The organism is Arthrobacter sp. N199823, assembly GCF_002929705.1.
Taxonomy (GTDB): domain Bacteria; phylum Actinomycetota; class Actinomycetes; order Actinomycetales; family Micrococcaceae; genus Specibacter.
The window spans coordinates 527,567-543,513 of sequence record NZ_PJIN01000002.1; the positions used below are offsets into that span (position 1 = coordinate 527,567).

The 15,947-nt window shown below is 60.7% G+C and carries 14 protein-coding genes; 11 read left to right on the forward strand and 3 right to left on the reverse strand.

The window, feature by feature from the left end; translation table 11 throughout:
- Positions 1-6: 6 nt before the first annotated feature.
- Entirely contained in the window at positions 7-1,452 is a 1,446-nt protein-coding gene (locus CXQ93_RS06275) for an NtaA/DmoA family FMN-dependent monooxygenase (protein ID WP_104109562.1), read from the forward strand.
- A 101-nt stretch (positions 1,453-1,553) separates the two neighbouring features.
- Here the strand turns inward: CXQ93_RS06275 and CXQ93_RS06280 are convergent, their stop codons facing one another.
- A complete protein-coding gene (locus tag CXQ93_RS06280; protein WP_104109765.1) occupies positions 1,554-2,525 on the reverse strand; it encodes an ABC transporter substrate-binding protein in 972 nt (323 codons plus the stop codon).
- A 203-nt stretch (positions 2,526-2,728) separates the two neighbouring features.
- On the opposite strand from CXQ93_RS06280, the gene CXQ93_RS06285 reads away from it, so the two are divergent.
- From CXQ93_RS06285 to CXQ93_RS06295, 3 genes are all read left to right on the forward strand, one after another.
- Positions 2,729-4,075, forward strand: coding sequence for an LLM class flavin-dependent oxidoreductase (locus CXQ93_RS06285; RefSeq protein ID WP_104109563.1), 1,347 nt, complete (start codon positions 2,729-2,731; stop codon positions 4,073-4,075).
- 130 nt (positions 4,076-4,205) lie between these two features.
- Positions 4,206-4,721, forward strand: a complete 516-nt coding sequence (locus CXQ93_RS06290) for a flavin reductase family protein (protein WP_104109564.1) — start codon at positions 4,206-4,208, stop codon at positions 4,719-4,721.
- Positions 4,718-5,239, forward strand: a complete 522-nt coding sequence (locus CXQ93_RS06295) for an NADPH-dependent FMN reductase (protein WP_104109565.1) — start codon at positions 4,718-4,720, stop codon at positions 5,237-5,239. The genes CXQ93_RS06290 and CXQ93_RS06295 overlap by 4 nt, the downstream gene beginning before the upstream one ends.
- Before the next feature lie 30 nt (positions 5,240-5,269).
- Here the strand turns inward: CXQ93_RS06295 and CXQ93_RS06300 are convergent, their stop codons facing one another.
- Positions 5,270-6,529 carry an MFS transporter gene (locus CXQ93_RS06300; RefSeq protein WP_104109566.1) on the reverse strand — a complete coding sequence of 420 codons (1,260 nt, stop codon included), beginning with the start codon at positions 6,527-6,529 and terminating at the stop codon, positions 5,270-5,272.
- Between the two features lie 88 nt (positions 6,530-6,617).
- Here CXQ93_RS06300 and ftsY point away from each other — a divergent pair, with 88 nt between their 5' ends.
- The 4 genes from ftsY to CXQ93_RS06320 all read left to right on the forward strand — a co-directional run bounded on the left by ftsY (position 6,618) and on the right by CXQ93_RS06320 (position 10,926).
- On the forward strand, positions 6,618-7,835 hold the full coding sequence (gene ftsY / locus CXQ93_RS06305) for a signal recognition particle-docking protein FtsY (protein ID WP_104109567.1): 1,218 nt from the start codon (positions 6,618-6,620) through the stop codon (positions 7,833-7,835).
- 495 nt (positions 7,836-8,330) lie between these two features.
- Positions 8,331-8,993, forward strand: coding sequence for a response regulator transcription factor (locus CXQ93_RS06310; RefSeq protein ID WP_181036070.1), 663 nt, complete (start codon positions 8,331-8,333; stop codon positions 8,991-8,993).
- Positions 8,994-9,229: 236 nt separating this feature from the next.
- Positions 9,230-10,591, forward strand: coding sequence for an ammonium transporter (locus CXQ93_RS06315; RefSeq protein ID WP_104109569.1), 1,362 nt, complete (start codon positions 9,230-9,232; stop codon positions 10,589-10,591).
- Positions 10,588-10,926 (forward strand): P-II family nitrogen regulator, encoded by a 339-nt coding sequence (locus CXQ93_RS06320; RefSeq protein WP_062287583.1) that lies wholly within the window; start codon positions 10,588-10,590, stop codon positions 10,924-10,926. Before CXQ93_RS06315 ends, CXQ93_RS06320 begins: the two co-directional genes overlap by 4 nt.
- A gap of 154 nt (positions 10,927-11,080) precedes the next feature.
- Here CXQ93_RS06320 and CXQ93_RS06325 read toward each other — a convergent pair whose 3' ends face one another.
- A complete protein-coding gene (locus CXQ93_RS06325; protein ID WP_104109570.1) occupies positions 11,081-12,601 on the reverse strand; it encodes a glucose-6-phosphate dehydrogenase in 1,521 nt (506 codons plus the stop codon).
- 294 nt (positions 12,602-12,895) lie between these two features.
- Between CXQ93_RS06325 and ffh the strand changes: the two genes are divergently transcribed.
- The 3 genes from ffh to CXQ93_RS06340 all read left to right on the forward strand — a co-directional run bounded on the left by ffh (position 12,896) and on the right by CXQ93_RS06340 (position 15,905).
- Positions 12,896-14,470, forward strand: a complete 1,575-nt coding sequence (gene ffh / locus CXQ93_RS06330; RefSeq protein WP_104109571.1) for a signal recognition particle protein — start codon at positions 12,896-12,898, stop codon at positions 14,468-14,470.
- A 143-nt stretch (positions 14,471-14,613) separates the two neighbouring features.
- Positions 14,614-15,345, forward strand: a complete 732-nt coding sequence (locus CXQ93_RS06335) for an alpha/beta fold hydrolase (RefSeq protein ID WP_104109572.1) — start codon at positions 14,614-14,616, stop codon at positions 15,343-15,345.
- Between the two features lie 53 nt (positions 15,346-15,398).
- Entirely contained in the window at positions 15,399-15,905 is a 507-nt protein-coding gene (locus CXQ93_RS06340) for a GNAT family N-acetyltransferase (RefSeq protein WP_218712170.1), read from the forward strand.
- The last annotated feature ends 42 nt before the right edge of the window (positions 15,906-15,947 follow it).

Below are 15,947 nucleotides of genomic sequence, written 5' to 3' on the forward strand. Positions count from 1 at the left end.
GAAATCATGAGCAAGAACAGCGAGATCGGCAACGGTTTTGTACCGAGCGGGCAACTGCAATTTGGCGTCTTTTTCCAGGGAGTGAATTCCGGCACCGTCTGGAAAGCAGCCGAATCCGGCTCCCAAACCGACTTTGACTCCTTCCGGCATCTGGCCCAGACCGCGGAGCGAGGGCTCTTCGCAGCGTTCTTCCTAGGCGAGGGCCTGCGGCTGCGTGAACACCTGGGCAGGCCCCACTCCTTGGATGTGGCGGGGCGTCCGGATGCGCAGACCATGTTGGCGGCCTTGGCGGCCGTGACGGACAAGATTGGTTTGGTCGCCACGCAAAACACCACCTACAACGATCCGGCCCATCTGGCGCACCGGTTCTCCAGCCTGGATCTGCTCTCCGGCGGCCGGGCGGCCTGGAACGTGGTCACCACGGATAACGCCTGGACGGGTGAGAACTTCCGGCGCGGCGGATACCTCGAGCACGCTGACCGCTACCGCCATGCCGAAGCCTTCGTTGAGACGGCCAAGCGGATCTGGGACAGTTGGGAGGAGGCCGCCATTGCCGAATCTGAGACTGCTGCAACATGGTCGGCTCCGGGATCGATCCGGGAAGTCAGCCACACGGGCCAGCACTACACCGTGGAGTATGCGCCTCGGCTGCCACGCAGCGCCCAGTACCGTCCAGTGCTGTTCCAAGCCGGGGATTCACCGGAAGGCCGCGACTTTGCCGCGCGCCAGGCCGACGTCATCTTTTCCGCTCATCCTGCCTATGAGCCGGCACTGGACTTCCGTCGCGACATTGTTGCCCGAACAGTGAAGGCCGGCCGTGGTCCCAACGACGTCCAAATCATGCCTGCCAGCGAGTTCATTCTCGCCGCCACGGCACAGGAAGCCGTGGACAAGAAGGCCTGGGTACGCAGCCTGCAGATTGGCCCGCAACAGGCCATTGCCTATCTGGAGCAGTTCTGGGGCAGGGAGCTTTCCGAGTACGATCCCGACGGTCCGCTACCCGAGATCGACCCCGTGGTGGTGGAAACCTCTGAAACCAGGGGGAGTGGCTTTCACGGTGCCAAGGCCCGCCAGTTGGCGGATCAATGGCGTGCCGAAAGTAAGGACAAGGGGCAGTCCATCCGGGAGTTTGTGTCCGGTAAGACCAGCCGTGTCGATGCGACGTTCACGGGCTCGTACACCGACATCGCGGACACGCTGGCACGTTATGCCAAGAGCGGTGCGGTGGACGGTTTCAACATCTCGCCGTGGCTTGTTCCCACCGGCCTGGATGACATCGTCAACCACCTGGTACCCGAGCTGCAGGCCCGCGGTGTCTACCCCACGGAGTACGCCGGCAGCACTTTGCGCGAGCACCTCGGCCTGCCCGTACCTGAGCGGCCAGAGCAGGGCGGCAACACCACGGCGACGGAAGTTTCCCTGCAACTGGCAGTAGCCGCACAGCAACTCTAAGTAACGCTACAAATGGCGCGTTTCCAAGGAAAAGTACGACGGCGGGAGGTGAGCTGAATTTCTTTAGCTCACCTCCCGCCGTCGTGCTCCAAGCGCGGAACTCAGCTGGCGGGCAGGCCGGGTGGGTTCAGCTCGGAGTGCTTGACGGCTTCACTGGAGAGCCCCCAGATGTCAAGGATCCTGGCGTAGCTGCCCTCGGCGATCAGATGGTTGATGCCGGCCTGCGCGGCGACGGCAAAGCCATTCCCCTTTTCGGTGGTGACGGCGATACTCGCTTGGAGCGGCCAGCCGCCATCGACAGTGCCGAGAAGTTTCGTCTTGCCGTCGGCGGCGGCCTTGTACGCGCCGGTGGGATTCGGCCCAAAGGTTAGGTCCGCACGGCCAGCCAGCAGAGCTAGCGAGGACGCGGAATCGTCGTCGTAGTATTGGAAATCCACCGGGTCCAGTCCCTTAGCCACATTCTCCTTGTTCCAGGCCAAGAGGATGGCCTCCTGATTGGTTCCTGATCCGACAATGATCCTTTTGCCCGCCACATCGGCGGCGGCGCCGACCTTGGTGATGGGGGAGTCGCTCTTGGCGTAGAAACCCAGCTTGTCCTCCCGGTAGCTGGCGAAATCAAACTTGACTTTGCGTTCTTCAGTGACAGTCACGTTCGTGATGGCCGCCTCGTATTTTCCAGAAGCAACACCTAAGGGCCAATCAGCCCATGCCGTGGGGACGATCTCGGCTTCCAATCCCAGCGACTGTGCCAGCGCTACGGCAATGTCCACCTCATTGCCGATGGGGGTCACATTGTCCGTGGCGTACAGACCCAAGGGTGCTGCGCCCAGCGTCACGGCAACGGTGAGCTTTCCGTCTTTTTTGATGGCCGCGGGGACCAGAGCGGCAGCCGCAGGGTCCTTGGTGACGGCCACCCTGTCCTGATCCGGAGTGAGGTTAAAGGTCTTGGTGCCGGAGGTGCTCACCGGAATCTGCGCCGTGCTGGCACCCGGGTCTGAGCAGGCGGCCAAGCCCACAAGTGCGGAGACGGCAACCGTTACGGTCAGAACTGATTGGGGGATGGTTATTTTCATGATGTCCTTTGCTGCAGTGTTGGTGTTTTTGCGGAGGTAAAAGCAACTATCCGGCACCTTTCGCAGCAGTTCCAAGACCCAGGAAATGCGCAGATACATGCATTCATAACGCGTCGCATCCCGTCTCACGAGGTCATGACAACAGGGCAACTCTGCCCGTAATGATGAGGGAAATATGTCCTTGAGTGGCGCAATATTACGGGGTGCAACGCACGCCCGGTGCGCTCGTGAAACTCTCAAGAAAGCACGCCATCAACAGCCCCACATGGCTCAGGGTGCGTACCTGTGATTTCACTGCCCAGGAAGAAAAGTTCATCATGACAAATACCGATGCATCACATAGCGCATTCACTCCCGCAGGCCACCTCCAGTTAGGGGTCACGGTGTTGGGGCCCGGCGCCGATGTGAGTTTTGAGGAATTGCGTACTTTGGCCCAGACGGCGGAACGTGGATTATTCTCCATGCTGACGTTGGATGAACGCTATTGGCTGCGCGGTGATCCCGGTGCTCTCTCTGCCACGGACCCGGCTGGCAGCAATGATGTGAGCACTTTATTGGCTGCCTTGGCTGCCGTGACAACAAATATTGGCCTGGTTGCGGCAGCGTCGCCGGACTATGACGATCCCGCATCCCTCACCCGGCGACTTGATTCGCTGACCAGAATTTCACAGGATCGCGCTGCGTGGCAGGTCCTTGCTGATGGGGCAATTTACGGCGAGGAAGCCCTCGAGGAGGAGCTTGGGGAAGCCCTCGAGGACACTATCGAAGCCCCACCGAGCGGAGGTGGGCGCCACGCCCTGATCGAGTCCATGCGCCACCAATGGCAAACGTGGAGCAGGTTCGAAACTCAGGGCCCGGTGGAACTGTTGGGAGCCTTTGCACATGAAGGCCAAAAATACAGTGTTGGCATGGGTGCACTTCGCCGGAGCGAACCAAGGGGCGGTCCCGTCCTGATCCACGGTGCAGAGTCTGCAGAAAGCCTCGCCACGGCAACTGAGCTGGCGGAGGTCATAGTGTCCGAGCCCGCGAGCCTTGAAGGTGCATTGGCCTTTCGGCGAGAGGTGGTGGCCCGCAGCCTCAGGGCCGGACGTGGCGCCAATGATGTGAAAATCATGCAGGCTGCAACGTTTATTGTGGCTCCCACGAGGGAAGAAGCCATCGAAAAGGCTGACTGGATCCGTGAGCAATTGCCGGAATCCGTGTGGGATGAGCGGGCGTTTGTTGGATCCTACGCGCACGTTGCCGATCAGCTGTTGGACTTTGCCCGCTCCGGTGCTGTGGATGGCTTCAACGTCATGCCGTGGCTCTTTGCGGACGAGCTGGCCGATTTGGTGAATCACTTGATTCCGGCATTGCAGGCTCGCGGGGCCTATCCCACTGAGTATGCCGCTGGCACGCTGCGCGGCAACTTGGGCCTGCCCGATCGCACCGTAACCGCCACAGTGAATACTACGCACGCCCTGCCAGTCATCGAGGTGGGGGACCTGGGCGATGTTCGCCTGGACCCGGATCTGCGCATGGAATTGATAGTGCAAAAACTCTCGGCTTGAGCCGGTCAATTGTGACGCTGTGTCACTCGCCGTTGAGCACTATTGAGCAGTATTGCCTGCCATGAACGGAACCTTGGCTGGCGCAGCGCCACCATGATGGTCTGGCCAGACAGCAACGAAAGGAAGCGCCATGACATCCCAACCCTCCGTCACCCCCACCCAGCTGCGCAACGTCCTGGGCCATTTCGCCACGGGACTGACCATCATCACTGCCGAGACACCCCAAGGTCCTGCCGGCTTCACCTGCCAATCCTTCGCCTCACTGTCGCTGGATCCGGCACTGGTGACCTTCAGCCCGGCCCGGACCTCCTCCACCTGGCCGCTATTGCGTGCCACCGGCAGGTTCACCATCAACATTCTGCCCGCCGAGCACCGTCATCTGTCGGCCCAGTTTGCCCGCTCCGGGTCCGACAAGTTCGCCGGGGTTGCCTACACAGATTCGCCGTTGGGGAACCCCATCCTGGATCAGGCGCTTGCCTGGGTGGATTGTGAACTTCACCAAGAGTACGACGGCGGCGACCACACCATTGTGGTGGGTTCCGTCCACGCCCTGGAAGCGAGGGCGCACGGAGATCCACTGCTGTTTTACCGAGGTACTTATGGTCAGCTCCACAGCGCACCAGCTCTCGTGGGGGCTCCTGCGTGAAAATTGTCGGAGTTGACGCAAGTCCGTATGGCCCAGGGAAGACGGCAGCAGCCGTGCAGGCTGTTCTGGCCGGCGCAGCCAGCCATGGCGCCACAACAGAACTGATCCGCCATGACCACCCGGACGTGGTGGCTCGCATCGCTGAGGCGGACGCCGTCGTTCTTGGCAGCCCCACCTACCGGGCCACGCACACCGCTGCCCTACGGATGCTGTTGGAAAGGATCGATCGAAAAGCGGGGGCGGAACCACTGGCCGCAACGCCCGTTGCTATCGTCATGACGGGAGCCTCTGGGGAGCACTTCCTGGGAACGCGGGATCTCGCTGGCACGATGAGCGGCTTTTTCGGCACGCAGCTGTTGTCCCCGGATTTGTACTTCCACGGCGCTGACTTTGACGCAGGGGGACAGCCGGGCGACCGTGCGGCGGAGCTATGTGCGTTGCATGGCGCAGCGCTGGCAGAGCTGGCGGGCGCTGTGGGCGGATCGACGGCGCTGAAGGCACTGCGGCCGTTGGTGTGAGAGTCCTTCATGCGGCCCCGCGGCTCAGTTTTACGGAAGAAGCTTGGTGTCCTTCGCCGGGAGCCAGAGCAGAACAGCCAGGAAGGCCACAGCTGTAGCCATCAGGAATGCAGGGCCGTAGGAGAAGGAATCGACCAGGATTCCCGCGGCAATGGGTCCGATGATAGCGCCGAGGTCCGAGCTCATCTGGAAGGTGGCTAGGACCTTCCCGCCTGAGCGTTCGTTACCAATCACGTCGGCCACGGTGGCTTGTTGGGCCGGGCCCATGAGTCCGCTGCCTAGTCCCGCGATGGCTGAGACTGCGAAGAACCAGAACTCATTACCCGTGAAGCCGAGGACGCCCATGGCAATGCCGTTCACTGCCAATCCGGCGATGATCATGGGTTTACGGCCCCACGCATCGGCCAACTTGCCAGAGAAGGTCAGCGCTATACCGGTACCAATGGCAAACACGGCGAGGGAGATGCCGGCTACCTCGGAGCCGGCGCCCAGCGCCGTGGTGGCAAACAGCGGCACCAAGGCCATGCGGATGCCGAAGGCGGACCAGCCATTGGCGAAACCGGACGCCAGCACCGCCCTGTAGGCAGGCATGCCCAAGGCAACCCGCAGAGGCAGGGCTTCCTTCTTCATCGCGGCAGTAGCAACGGCAGCACCCGCAGCGCCGCCAGCACCGCCGGTCCGTGCGCTCAAGCTGGAGACCGCTGGCAGCTGAGTTGCCACCAATAGAGCCACCAAAACCAGGGCGCACGCGTAGACCAAGAAGGGCAATTGCATGCCCAGCCCTGCCAATAATCCGCCCACGGCCGGTCCGGCAATGTTGCCGAGCAAAAATGACCCGGCGTACAGACTTGACACCCGTCCGCGCGCTGCGGGAGGGGCCATTTTAATGAGCAAGCCCATGGCTGCCACGGTGAACATGGTGGAGCCAATTCCGCCGAGGCCCCGGTACAGCAGCAGTTGCCAGTAATTCTGGGCAAAGGCGCACGCTGCCGAGGACGCAGCAACAATCAGGATGCCCAAAATATAGGTGCGGCGCTCACCCATCCGCTCCACGAGCCAGCCGCTCAGCGGCGCAAAAAGCAGCCTGGTGAAGGCAAAGGCGCTGACCACTACGGCGGCGGCGCTGACGCTGACGTCGAAGCTTTGCGCGAATTGCGGCAGCACGGGAGCCACGATCCCAAAGCCAATGGCAATCATGAATGCGGCAGCGACCAGCACCTTGATCTCGCGGGGGAGCTTCACCGCGGGCAGATCGAGTGACTTCTTCGAGGAGGGCTTAGAGGATGACATCACTGATGAGTGTCCCACACAGGGTCAAGACGGCTGTGAAATCGGCACTCAAAGCTGGCTCTGACCGTGCCCGTGAGAGACTGTTGGGGTGAACGAATTTCTCCCCATCATCCTGTCCATCGTGGTTGGACTCGCCGTCATTGGCGGTCTCATCCCCGTCTTCCTCAAGGCCCGCCGGAGCAGCCAGAATTACACCGGCCCCCGTGATGCCAATGACCCGGCACCCCTGGACTCAGCCGCCAGCACTGACGCCCAGGGTGGCGGCACTCTGGTGGAGGACCGCCCGGAACCCCAGGGGCCGCCGTCGGACATTGGGACGCCAGACCTCGAGACCGTAGAGCTTGAGCCGGAAGCACCCGCGGCCCCATCGCTGGAGACCCCGCTGCCCGTAGAAGGCCGCCTGGTGCGCCTGCGTGCGCGCCTGGCCAAGTCCAACAACGCGCTGGGCAAGGGCCTACTGGCGCTGCTCTCCCGCGACACCATTGACGAGAACGTGTGGGAAGAGGTCGAGGAGACGCTGCTGCTGGCGGACATCGGCACTGATTCCACCATGGATCTCGTGGACACGTTGCGCGACCGCGTGAAGGTTCTGGGTGTCCGCAGCCCCGAACATGTCCAGGCCATGCTGCGTGAAGAACTCATCAAGCTGATGGATCCCACCATGGACCGCACGCTGAACATCTCCCGTCACGATGACCGCCCCGCCGTGCTCATGGTGGTTGGCGTCAACGGCGTGGGCAAGACCACGACCGTTGGCAAACTGGCCCGGGTGTTAGTGGCCGAGGACAAGGACGTGCTGCTCGGCGCGGCTGACACCTTCCGCGCCGCCGCCGCCGAGCAGCTGGCCACCTGGGGTGCCCGCGTGGGTGTTCCCACTGTGAAGTCCGACGTCGATGGGGCAGACCCAGCCTCCGTCGCCTTCGAGGCGGTCAAGGTGGGCATTGAGCAGGAAGTTGATGTTGTCATGATTGACACCGCTGGCCGGCTGCAGAACAAGGTTGGCCTGATGGATGAACTTGGCAAGGTCAAGCGCGTCATTGAAAAGCAGGCAACGGTTGACGAGGTGTTGTTGGTCCTTGACGCAACCACCGGCCAGAACGGCCTGACTCAGGCAAAGGTCTTCGCCGAGGTTGTCAACATCACCGGCATTGTGTTGACCAAGCTCGACGGCACCGCCAAGGGCGGCATCGTGGTGGCCATCCAGAAAACGCTCGGCGTGCCCGTGAAGCTGGTCGGTTTGGGTGAAGGTGCCGACGATCTGGCCCCCTTCGACGCAGAGAGTTTTGTGGACGCATTGCTGAACTAACTGAAGTAGTCTTGCGCGCGGAGCGATTTGAACCGCTCGAATATAATAAAAAAGGAAAGTGTCCGCTTCGGCGGGCACTTTCCTTTTTAACCCTGCGACTTAACCCTGTAACTTAACCCTGTAATTTAACCCTTTTAGATTTTACAAAACAAATTCCAACTCCCAAGCCTGTATTGTCCGCATGGTTAGTAGCCGGAAATTCCGCGGCATGACGCCAACAATGTTACTGAACAGTAGCCTTGGGATCGATCACTACTTGCCCTTTGGTTAGTCTCTTTGGCCAGATGTCCAAAATGTTTGGGCTACGATTAAGTCGGTTTAAGGGTAAAAAAATAGACGGTCCGTAGCGTGAAATTTATGAAAGTGCTTACACTGCGCTCTCGGAACTCTACGACGCATCATTCATCGATCGCGATGTACTCAAGGACCTCCCGTGGCGGGGGCCACAAGCAGGAAAAAACTTTCAGAGGGGGACTGATCACAGTGGACACATTAATGACTGGTAGAAAAGAAAAAACCAGAACTCTTCGAATGGCGCTGGTGGGCTGTAACTACATCACCGGGCTGGGGCTGAGCCAGCTCCTGCGGGGTGCTGATTTCATTGACGTTGCAGGATTTGCCGCTGATGCGGAGGAGGTGCTGCAGTTGATGGCTGCCGGACCCGTTGACATGGTCTTGATCGACGCCAGCATGCAAGCAGCCGAGCTGGCACAGACTTGCCGCTCCCTGAATCAACTTCCCGTGCCGCCCACTGTGGTGGTCATGGGGGATGTTCCTTTTGACTTGGCTGAGTCCTTAGTGTTCTCAGGCGTCTGTGCCTTCCTGAACCAGGGACTGCTGGCAGAGGATCTGCCCGTTGGTCTCCGCATGATTCACCGGGGCGGGGCACTCTTGGTCAACCGTAGTGCCCGTGAAACCCTCATGAAGCGCAGCCGGAGTTTCGATGCGAGCCAGCGCACAAGGTTCGAGAGCCTGAATCCGCGCGAACGCATTATTGCCCAAGGTGTGGCCGAAGGCTCCACGAACGTGCAGCTTGCCGGCTCCATGCACATGAGCGAAGCGACAGTAAAGCTGATTGTTTCCAACATCATGACCAAGTTGGGGGTCTCCAACAGGGTGCAGATCGCCGTGGCCGTCACCAAGGCGCGCGTGGTCTGATGGGCTAGCGGCAAAGTCCGTTGCAAAAGATGACGCAAGCAGGATCGCTGAAGCGCAGGAAATACGCCGGAAACATTCCCGACGCGCCAAGTTAACCCTGCCGGCCCAGATGTAACGCGGTGGAAACTTTACTCACTCCGCCGTGAAACACGGGTGAACTTTCATTGTAAGAGTCCAAAGTACACAGCTTCGTAAGCCGAGGCAGTCAACAACTCTTGCAACGAAAGGCCAGCTCAATGAACACTGGCGATACAGCATGGGTCCTCATCTCAGCAGCTCTAGTGTTGCTGATGACCCCGGGACTTGCATTCTTCTACGGCGGCATGACTCGTGCCAAAGCCGTCCTGAACATGATGATGATGAGCTTCGGTGCCATTGGTCTTGTCGGCGTTCTGTGGGTCGTCTTCGGTTACTCAGCCACCTTTGGTTCTGATGTAGGCGGCGGACTTCTGGGTAACCCGTTGGAGAAGCTGGGACTGCAGGGCGTTTTGGATACAGGCGACGGGGCGCCACTAGTTGGCACCATTCCTGAAATTGTCTTTGTTGGCTTCCAAGCTGTCTTCGCCATTATCACCGTGGCCCTGATCACCGGTGCCATCGCTGACCGTGCCAAGTTCGGCGCGTGGATGACCTTCGCGGCTATCTGGGTCACGGTGGTTTACTTCCCCGTAGCGCACTGGGTGTTCTCCTTTACTGAGGATGCTGACGGGAACCCCACAGGTGGATGGATCGGCCAAGGCATGGGAGCCATTGACTTTGCCGGTGGAACCGCCGTACACATCAACGCAGGTGCAGCGGCTCTGGCGCTCGCCCTGATCCTGGGTCGCCGCAAGGGCTTCGGCAAGGATCCCAGCCACCGTCCTCACAACCTTCCCTTCGTGATGCTCGGTGCCGGTCTGCTCTGGTTCGGCTGGTTCGGCTTCAACGCCGGCTCCGCGCTCGGTGCCAACGCTGTAGCCGGTTACGCCTGGATCAACACCCTCGCCGCCCCCGCCGCAGCAATCCTTGGCTGGCTGATCGTTGAGAAGCTCCGTGACGGACACGCCACCTCACTAGGTGCAGCCTCGGGTGCCGTGGCTGGATTGGTAGCCATCACCCCGGCATGCTCGGCACTGACTCCCATGTGGTCCATCGTTCTGGGTCTGCTGGCAGGCGCAGTGTGCGCCCTGGCTGTTGGCTTGAAGTACCGTCTGGGCATCGATGACTCGCTCGACGTGGTCGGCGTGCACTTGGTGGGTGGCCTGGTTGGCACCTTGTTCATTGGCTTCGCCGCCGATCCCAACTCACCCGCAGCCGGACAGGGCCTCTTCTATGGAGGCGGGCTGGAACTGCTCGGCAAGCAGGCAATCGCCGCTGGCGCAGTCATGATTTACTCTTTCGTCATTGCCTACGCCATCGGCTGGGTCATCAACAAGACCATGGGCTTCCGGATCTCATCCTCCGACGAAGCAGCGGGAGTGGATGTATCAGTCCACGCCGAGTCCGCTTATGACTTCGGTGGCCGCGCCACCGGCAGCTTTGTGCCGATGACCGAGAAGCGAAGCGTCACCTCCGAGCCTGCAACGGCAGCCACAACCGAAGTAAAGGTAGACGCATGAAACTGATCACCGCCATCATTCGGCCCGAACAGCTGGACGACGTCCGCAACGCACTAGAAAGCTACGGAGTGCAAGGTCTGACCATCAGCAGCGCACACGGCTACGGACGTCAACGCGGGCACACCGAAGTCTACCGAGGCGCTGAATATGCAGTGGACCTTCATGCAAAGGTTCGTATTGAAGTACTAGCGTCAGATGAAGTGGCGTGGGATTTGATGGACGTTATTGTTGGCAGCTCCAACACCGGAAACCCGGGCGACGGCAAGGTATGGATGGTGGCCGTGCAGGAAGTCATGCGCGTACGCACCGGAGAGCGAGGCGTCGCCGCCATCTGATCGAATTCATCTGATTCAACTCAGCTAAGAAATGACGCAGCTGCTGCACCCAAAAGTTCGGGTGTAGCAGCTGCGTCATTTGTGCTGTTAAGCCACGGTTAAATCAGCGGCAAATCACGGCTAGAAAACCAACGGCTGGCCCAGAGCGAGCGTCTTAATCGCCGCTGGTTGTCCACGCTTCTGGGCCATTAGAGCCTGCCGGGTATTCCTCCATAGGAACTGCTGCGGACTTCCAAGCGGCGAATGTTGGCTCCACGATCCGCCAGCATTCCTCAGCGGTATCGCCTCGGACCGAGAGGAGCGGGTCCGCGCTGAGTACGCCGTCGAGCACTTCACCGTAGGGCAACAAAGGATCGCTACCTAGAACAGCTTCCAACTGGACACGGTCCAGCGTGAAGAGATTGCCAGGACCAATAACGTCCAGATCGAGCGTGAGAGTTTCCGGTCCGAAACCAATATGCAGACGCGTGGGGGAGTCGGTGCCCTTGAAGCCAATGGGCAAGTGGGGGACAGCTTTGAACGTGACAACGGCTTCCTTGCGGGTCCGGCCCAAGGCCTTCCCGGAACGCAAAATGAACGGCACCCCCGCCCAGCGCCAGTTGTTTACATAGACCTCAACTTCGGCCAGGGTCTCGGTGTCGTTGGCGGGGTCTACGCCTTCTTCGGAGAGGTAGTCGGGAACCTGACGGTCGCCAATGCTCCCGCTCGTGTAGCGGGCCCGGCGAGAGTGGGTTGCGAAGTCTGTACTGCCTTGCGGGCCGATGGTGCTGGCACGCAGCACGGCGGCAATGTTGGAGCGTACATCGTTTTCGCCCAATGTTGCTGGGGGCTCCATGGCCATGATCGCCATGATTTGCAGCAGGTGGCTCTGGATCATGTCACGCCCAGCACCAGCGTGGTCGTAGTAGCGGGCCCGGTTTTCCAAGGTCAAGGACTCATCAAAGATGATCTCCACCTTTTCAATATGCTCGCTGTTCCAAGAGTGTTCCAGTAGGCGGTTGGCAAAACGTAGGCCAATGACGTTGAGGACTGTCGATTTTCCGAGGAAGTGGTCCACTCGGTGGATATGGTCTTCGGGGACCAGCTTGGCTAGCGTGGCGTTGAGTTCCCGGGCGGATTCGGCGCTTGAGCCAAACGGCTTTTCCATGACCAAGCGGGTGCCGGAAGGAAGATCCTGCTTGCGCAGAACCTCACAGGCCTTCTGGCTCACGGCCGGTGGCAAGGCAAAGTACAAAGCCACCGGGCCCTCGATATCGGTCAGGAACTCGCCCAAGGCGCCCTTGGCCGTCACATCCAGCTGGTGATAGCTGCTGTCTTTTTGAACGCGTTTGAGTTCCTTGATGCCCTCGGCGGTGGATCCGCCACCAGGCTTTCCATCCGATTTCTCATCCGGTGCAAGCGAGGCCGTAAAGCTCTCCGTGAGCCGGTCCTGCCACTGCTGGGCGGTCCAGTCATCATTGCCGGCGCCCACCAACGTCAGCCCGGGCGCTCGGCCCGAGGCAATCAGCCTGGCAACACCGGGCAGCAAGAGCCGGCCGGTCAGATCACCTGATGCCCCCAGGATCACCAGACTCTTGATCCGTTGCGCCGCGCTGCCAGAGGAAGCCGGGGACCCGGCGTCGTGCTGGGCGGGGGAGGATGTGCTTGCAGTACCTGTGTCAGAAGTGGATTTCATCACCACTTCAGCATGCCACCAATCGTCACTGTTTTTGATGGTGTTGCGCGTGTGCGGGGTGGAAATTTTCCCTGTGGCGCAATTGCCAATGTCGAGGCAGAATGTGCAGCGAAGAGTCGGCGTAGTTGGTACCCTTGATAGTTGAGTCCCTCAGGAAAGGGAGTGGGGCGGTGTTAGCGCCGTCCCGCCGTTCTCATCCTGACTAACGTAAATTGCCGCGTTCATGCGCGGGCCGGCCATTGGGCTGTCCCGCGCGGGCGTTGGTTAATCCCTGACGAAAGAAGTACCCGGCGCGTGTTCAACTCCCTATCTGACCGGCTGACAGCAACTTTTAAGAACTTGCGTGGCAAGGGACGGCTGAGCGAGGCCGACGTCGACGCCACAGTGCGCGAGATTCGCCGCGCCCTCCTGGACGCCGATGTTGCCGTGCCCGTGGTCCGCGCGTTCACCGCAAAGGTCCGCGAACGCGCTTTGGGCTCCGAGGTTAATGAGGCGCTGAACCCGGCGCAGCAGATTGTGAAGATCGTCAACGAGGAACTCGTTGCCATCTTGGGCGGGGAAACTCGGCGCATCAATCTGGCCAAGAACCCGCCCACAGTGATCATGCTGGCCGGTCTGCAGGGTGCCGGTAAAACCACCCTCGCCGGAAAGCTGTCCAAGTGGCTCAAGGGGCAGGGTCACAGCCCGCTCTTGGTGGCCGCGGATTTGCAGCGCCCCAACGCTGTCAAGCAGTTGCAGGTCAACGGTGAGCGCGCAGGCGTTCCCGTGTTCGCCCCGCACCCGGGCGTGTCCAGCGAATTTGAATCCGCCACGGGCGATCCCGTAGCAGTTGCCCTGGCTGGTTTGGCCGAGGCCAAGTCCAAGCTGCACGACGTTGTCATTGTTGACACCGCCGGCCGCCTGGGTATTGACGCCGAACTGATGAAGCAGGCTGCGGACATCCGCGCCGCCATCAACCCCGACGAGGTCCTGTTCGTCATTGACGCCATGATCGGCCAGGATGCCGTCAACACGGCCCAGGCGTTCAACGAAGGCGTCAATTTCACCGGCGTCGTGCTGACCAAGCTCGACGGCGACGCCCGCGGTGGTGCCGCCCTCTCGGTTGCTTCCATCACTGGCAAGCCGGTCATGTTCGCCTCCACGGGCGAGGGCTTGGACGATTTTGAGCTGTTCCACCCGGACCGTATGGCCAGCCGCATCCTTGACATGGGTGACGTCCTCACGCTCATCGAGCAGGCTGAAAAGAACTGGGACAAGGGCGAAGCCGAACGGATGGCGCAGAAATTCGCCGACCAGGAAGACTTCACCCTGGATGACTTCCTGTCTCAGATGCAGCAGATCCGCAAAATGGGCTCCATGAAGAAGATGCTCATGATGATGCCTGGTGCCGCCGGCATGCGTCAGCAGCTGGAAAACTTCGACGAGCGCGAGATTGACCGCGTCGAGGCCATTGTCCGCTCCATGACCCCGCACGAGCGTGTTGCACCGAAGATCATCAACGGTTCCCGCCGCGCCCGCATCGCCAAGGGTTCCGGCGTGCACGTTTCCGAGGTCAACGGCCTGCTGGAGCGCTTCGGTCAGGCCCAGAAGATGATGAAGAAGATGGCTCAGGGTGGCGGAATTCCGGGCATGCCTGGCGTTGCTGGCCCCGGCGGCTTCAACAGCGCCCGCAAGGGTAAGCAGGGCGCCAAGAAGAAGGCTCGCTCCGGTAACCCGGCCAAGGCTGCTGCTGAGTTGAAGGCCGCACAGGAGAAGGCCAGCGCACCCAAGGCGTTGCCCACGGGAGCAGCTTTCGGCGCCGGCGCGGAGGACTTCGATCCGAGCAGCCTGAACCTGCCCAAGGGATTCGAGAAGTTCCTCGGGAAGTAGCCTTTGCGTTTCAGGGCATGGTGCTCGAGACCGACGGACCCCCGTCGAGACCGACGCAGCGCTACGTCTGACTCGACGGCTCTCCGTCGGTCTCGGCGACGTGGGCGCACGGGAATGTCAGGCCCATCCGGTAACCTGCATCAATGAGTAAAACCCGGATTGTGTTTGTCCACGGCATGGATAGCTATGGAGCCGCTGCCTGGCCAGCCCAACACCGCCTCGCCGGGAACTACGATTGTCTCTTTCTCAAGCGCACGGGATTTGACGCCGTCGCACCTGTCACAGCAACTGACTTTGCCGCGGATGCCAAAATTGTCATCGATGCTTTGGGCCATGGCGGGCACGTGGTGGCCCATGCTCAGGGAGCCGTGGCCGCCATGATGGCAGCGGTGCAGCGCCCTGATCTGGTCACGTCGCTGGTTCTGATTGAGCCCTTGTTGCCGTCACTGACAGCCGAACTACCGGCAAGTGCGGCGTATTCTGCGCGTGTGGCGGAATTGTTCGCCCGTTCCGGGGAGCTTGGCGATGCCGAGTTCCTCATGGAGTTCAATACTTTGCTGGCAGTGACCACGGCGGGAGCGGCGGAGCCGGTGGCTCGCCGGGCGGCCCGGGCGAGGCTGCAGTTACCGTCGTCGGCGGCCCCGCTGCTCATCATTGCCGGGGTGCCTACTCTGGTGCTCACGGGCGGTTGGGAGCCGTTGTATGAAGAGGTTGCCGATTACTTGGAGAGCACCGGGGCCAAACATGTTGTTCTACGCAGCGGGCACCGGCCTCACGATACCGCCGCCGGTGCAGCACAGATTGAACAGTTCATCCAGGCCACAGCGGCCACAGCGCGCAGCGCCGTACAGTCTGCGGATGCTGATCCGGCCTGAGCTATTCTGCCTGAACCATTCTGATTGTCACACCCAGCGGATAGTCTTCTGAGATGTTGGAAATCCGCCCGGCCGCCTTGCCTGAGTTTGCCCTACTTCCTGCCATAGAAGCCGAAGCAGATGCGGCTTTTGAGGCCCTCGATCCGCCCCTGTCCATCGCGGACTTTCCCGCCCCGGACTCGGCGCAGGATTACGCCGACGCCTATCACATCATGGTTGCGGGGCGTCCACCGGCCGGTTTTGTCAGGCTCGAGATCGTCGATAACCAGGCCCATATGGCTCAGTTGTCCGTAAGCCCGCAGTATGCGCGGCAGGGGATTGGGCGGCAGTTAGTTAACGCCGCCATTGCGTGGGCAGCCGAGGCCGGGTTTCACTCCATGACGCTCACTACCTTTGCGCACATTCCGTTCAATGCCCCCTTTTATGCCAGTTGCGGCTTTAGTGAGCTTCCCCACGAGCAGTGGACTCCAGAGCTGGCAGAACTTCGCCAACACGAGGCTTTCTTGGACGCCAAGGGAGCCCGGATCGCCATGCGAATAAAATTGACCTCTCGGGAATAGGTTGAAGCTTCAAGTAGTTTGCTACTATAGAAGCAACAACAA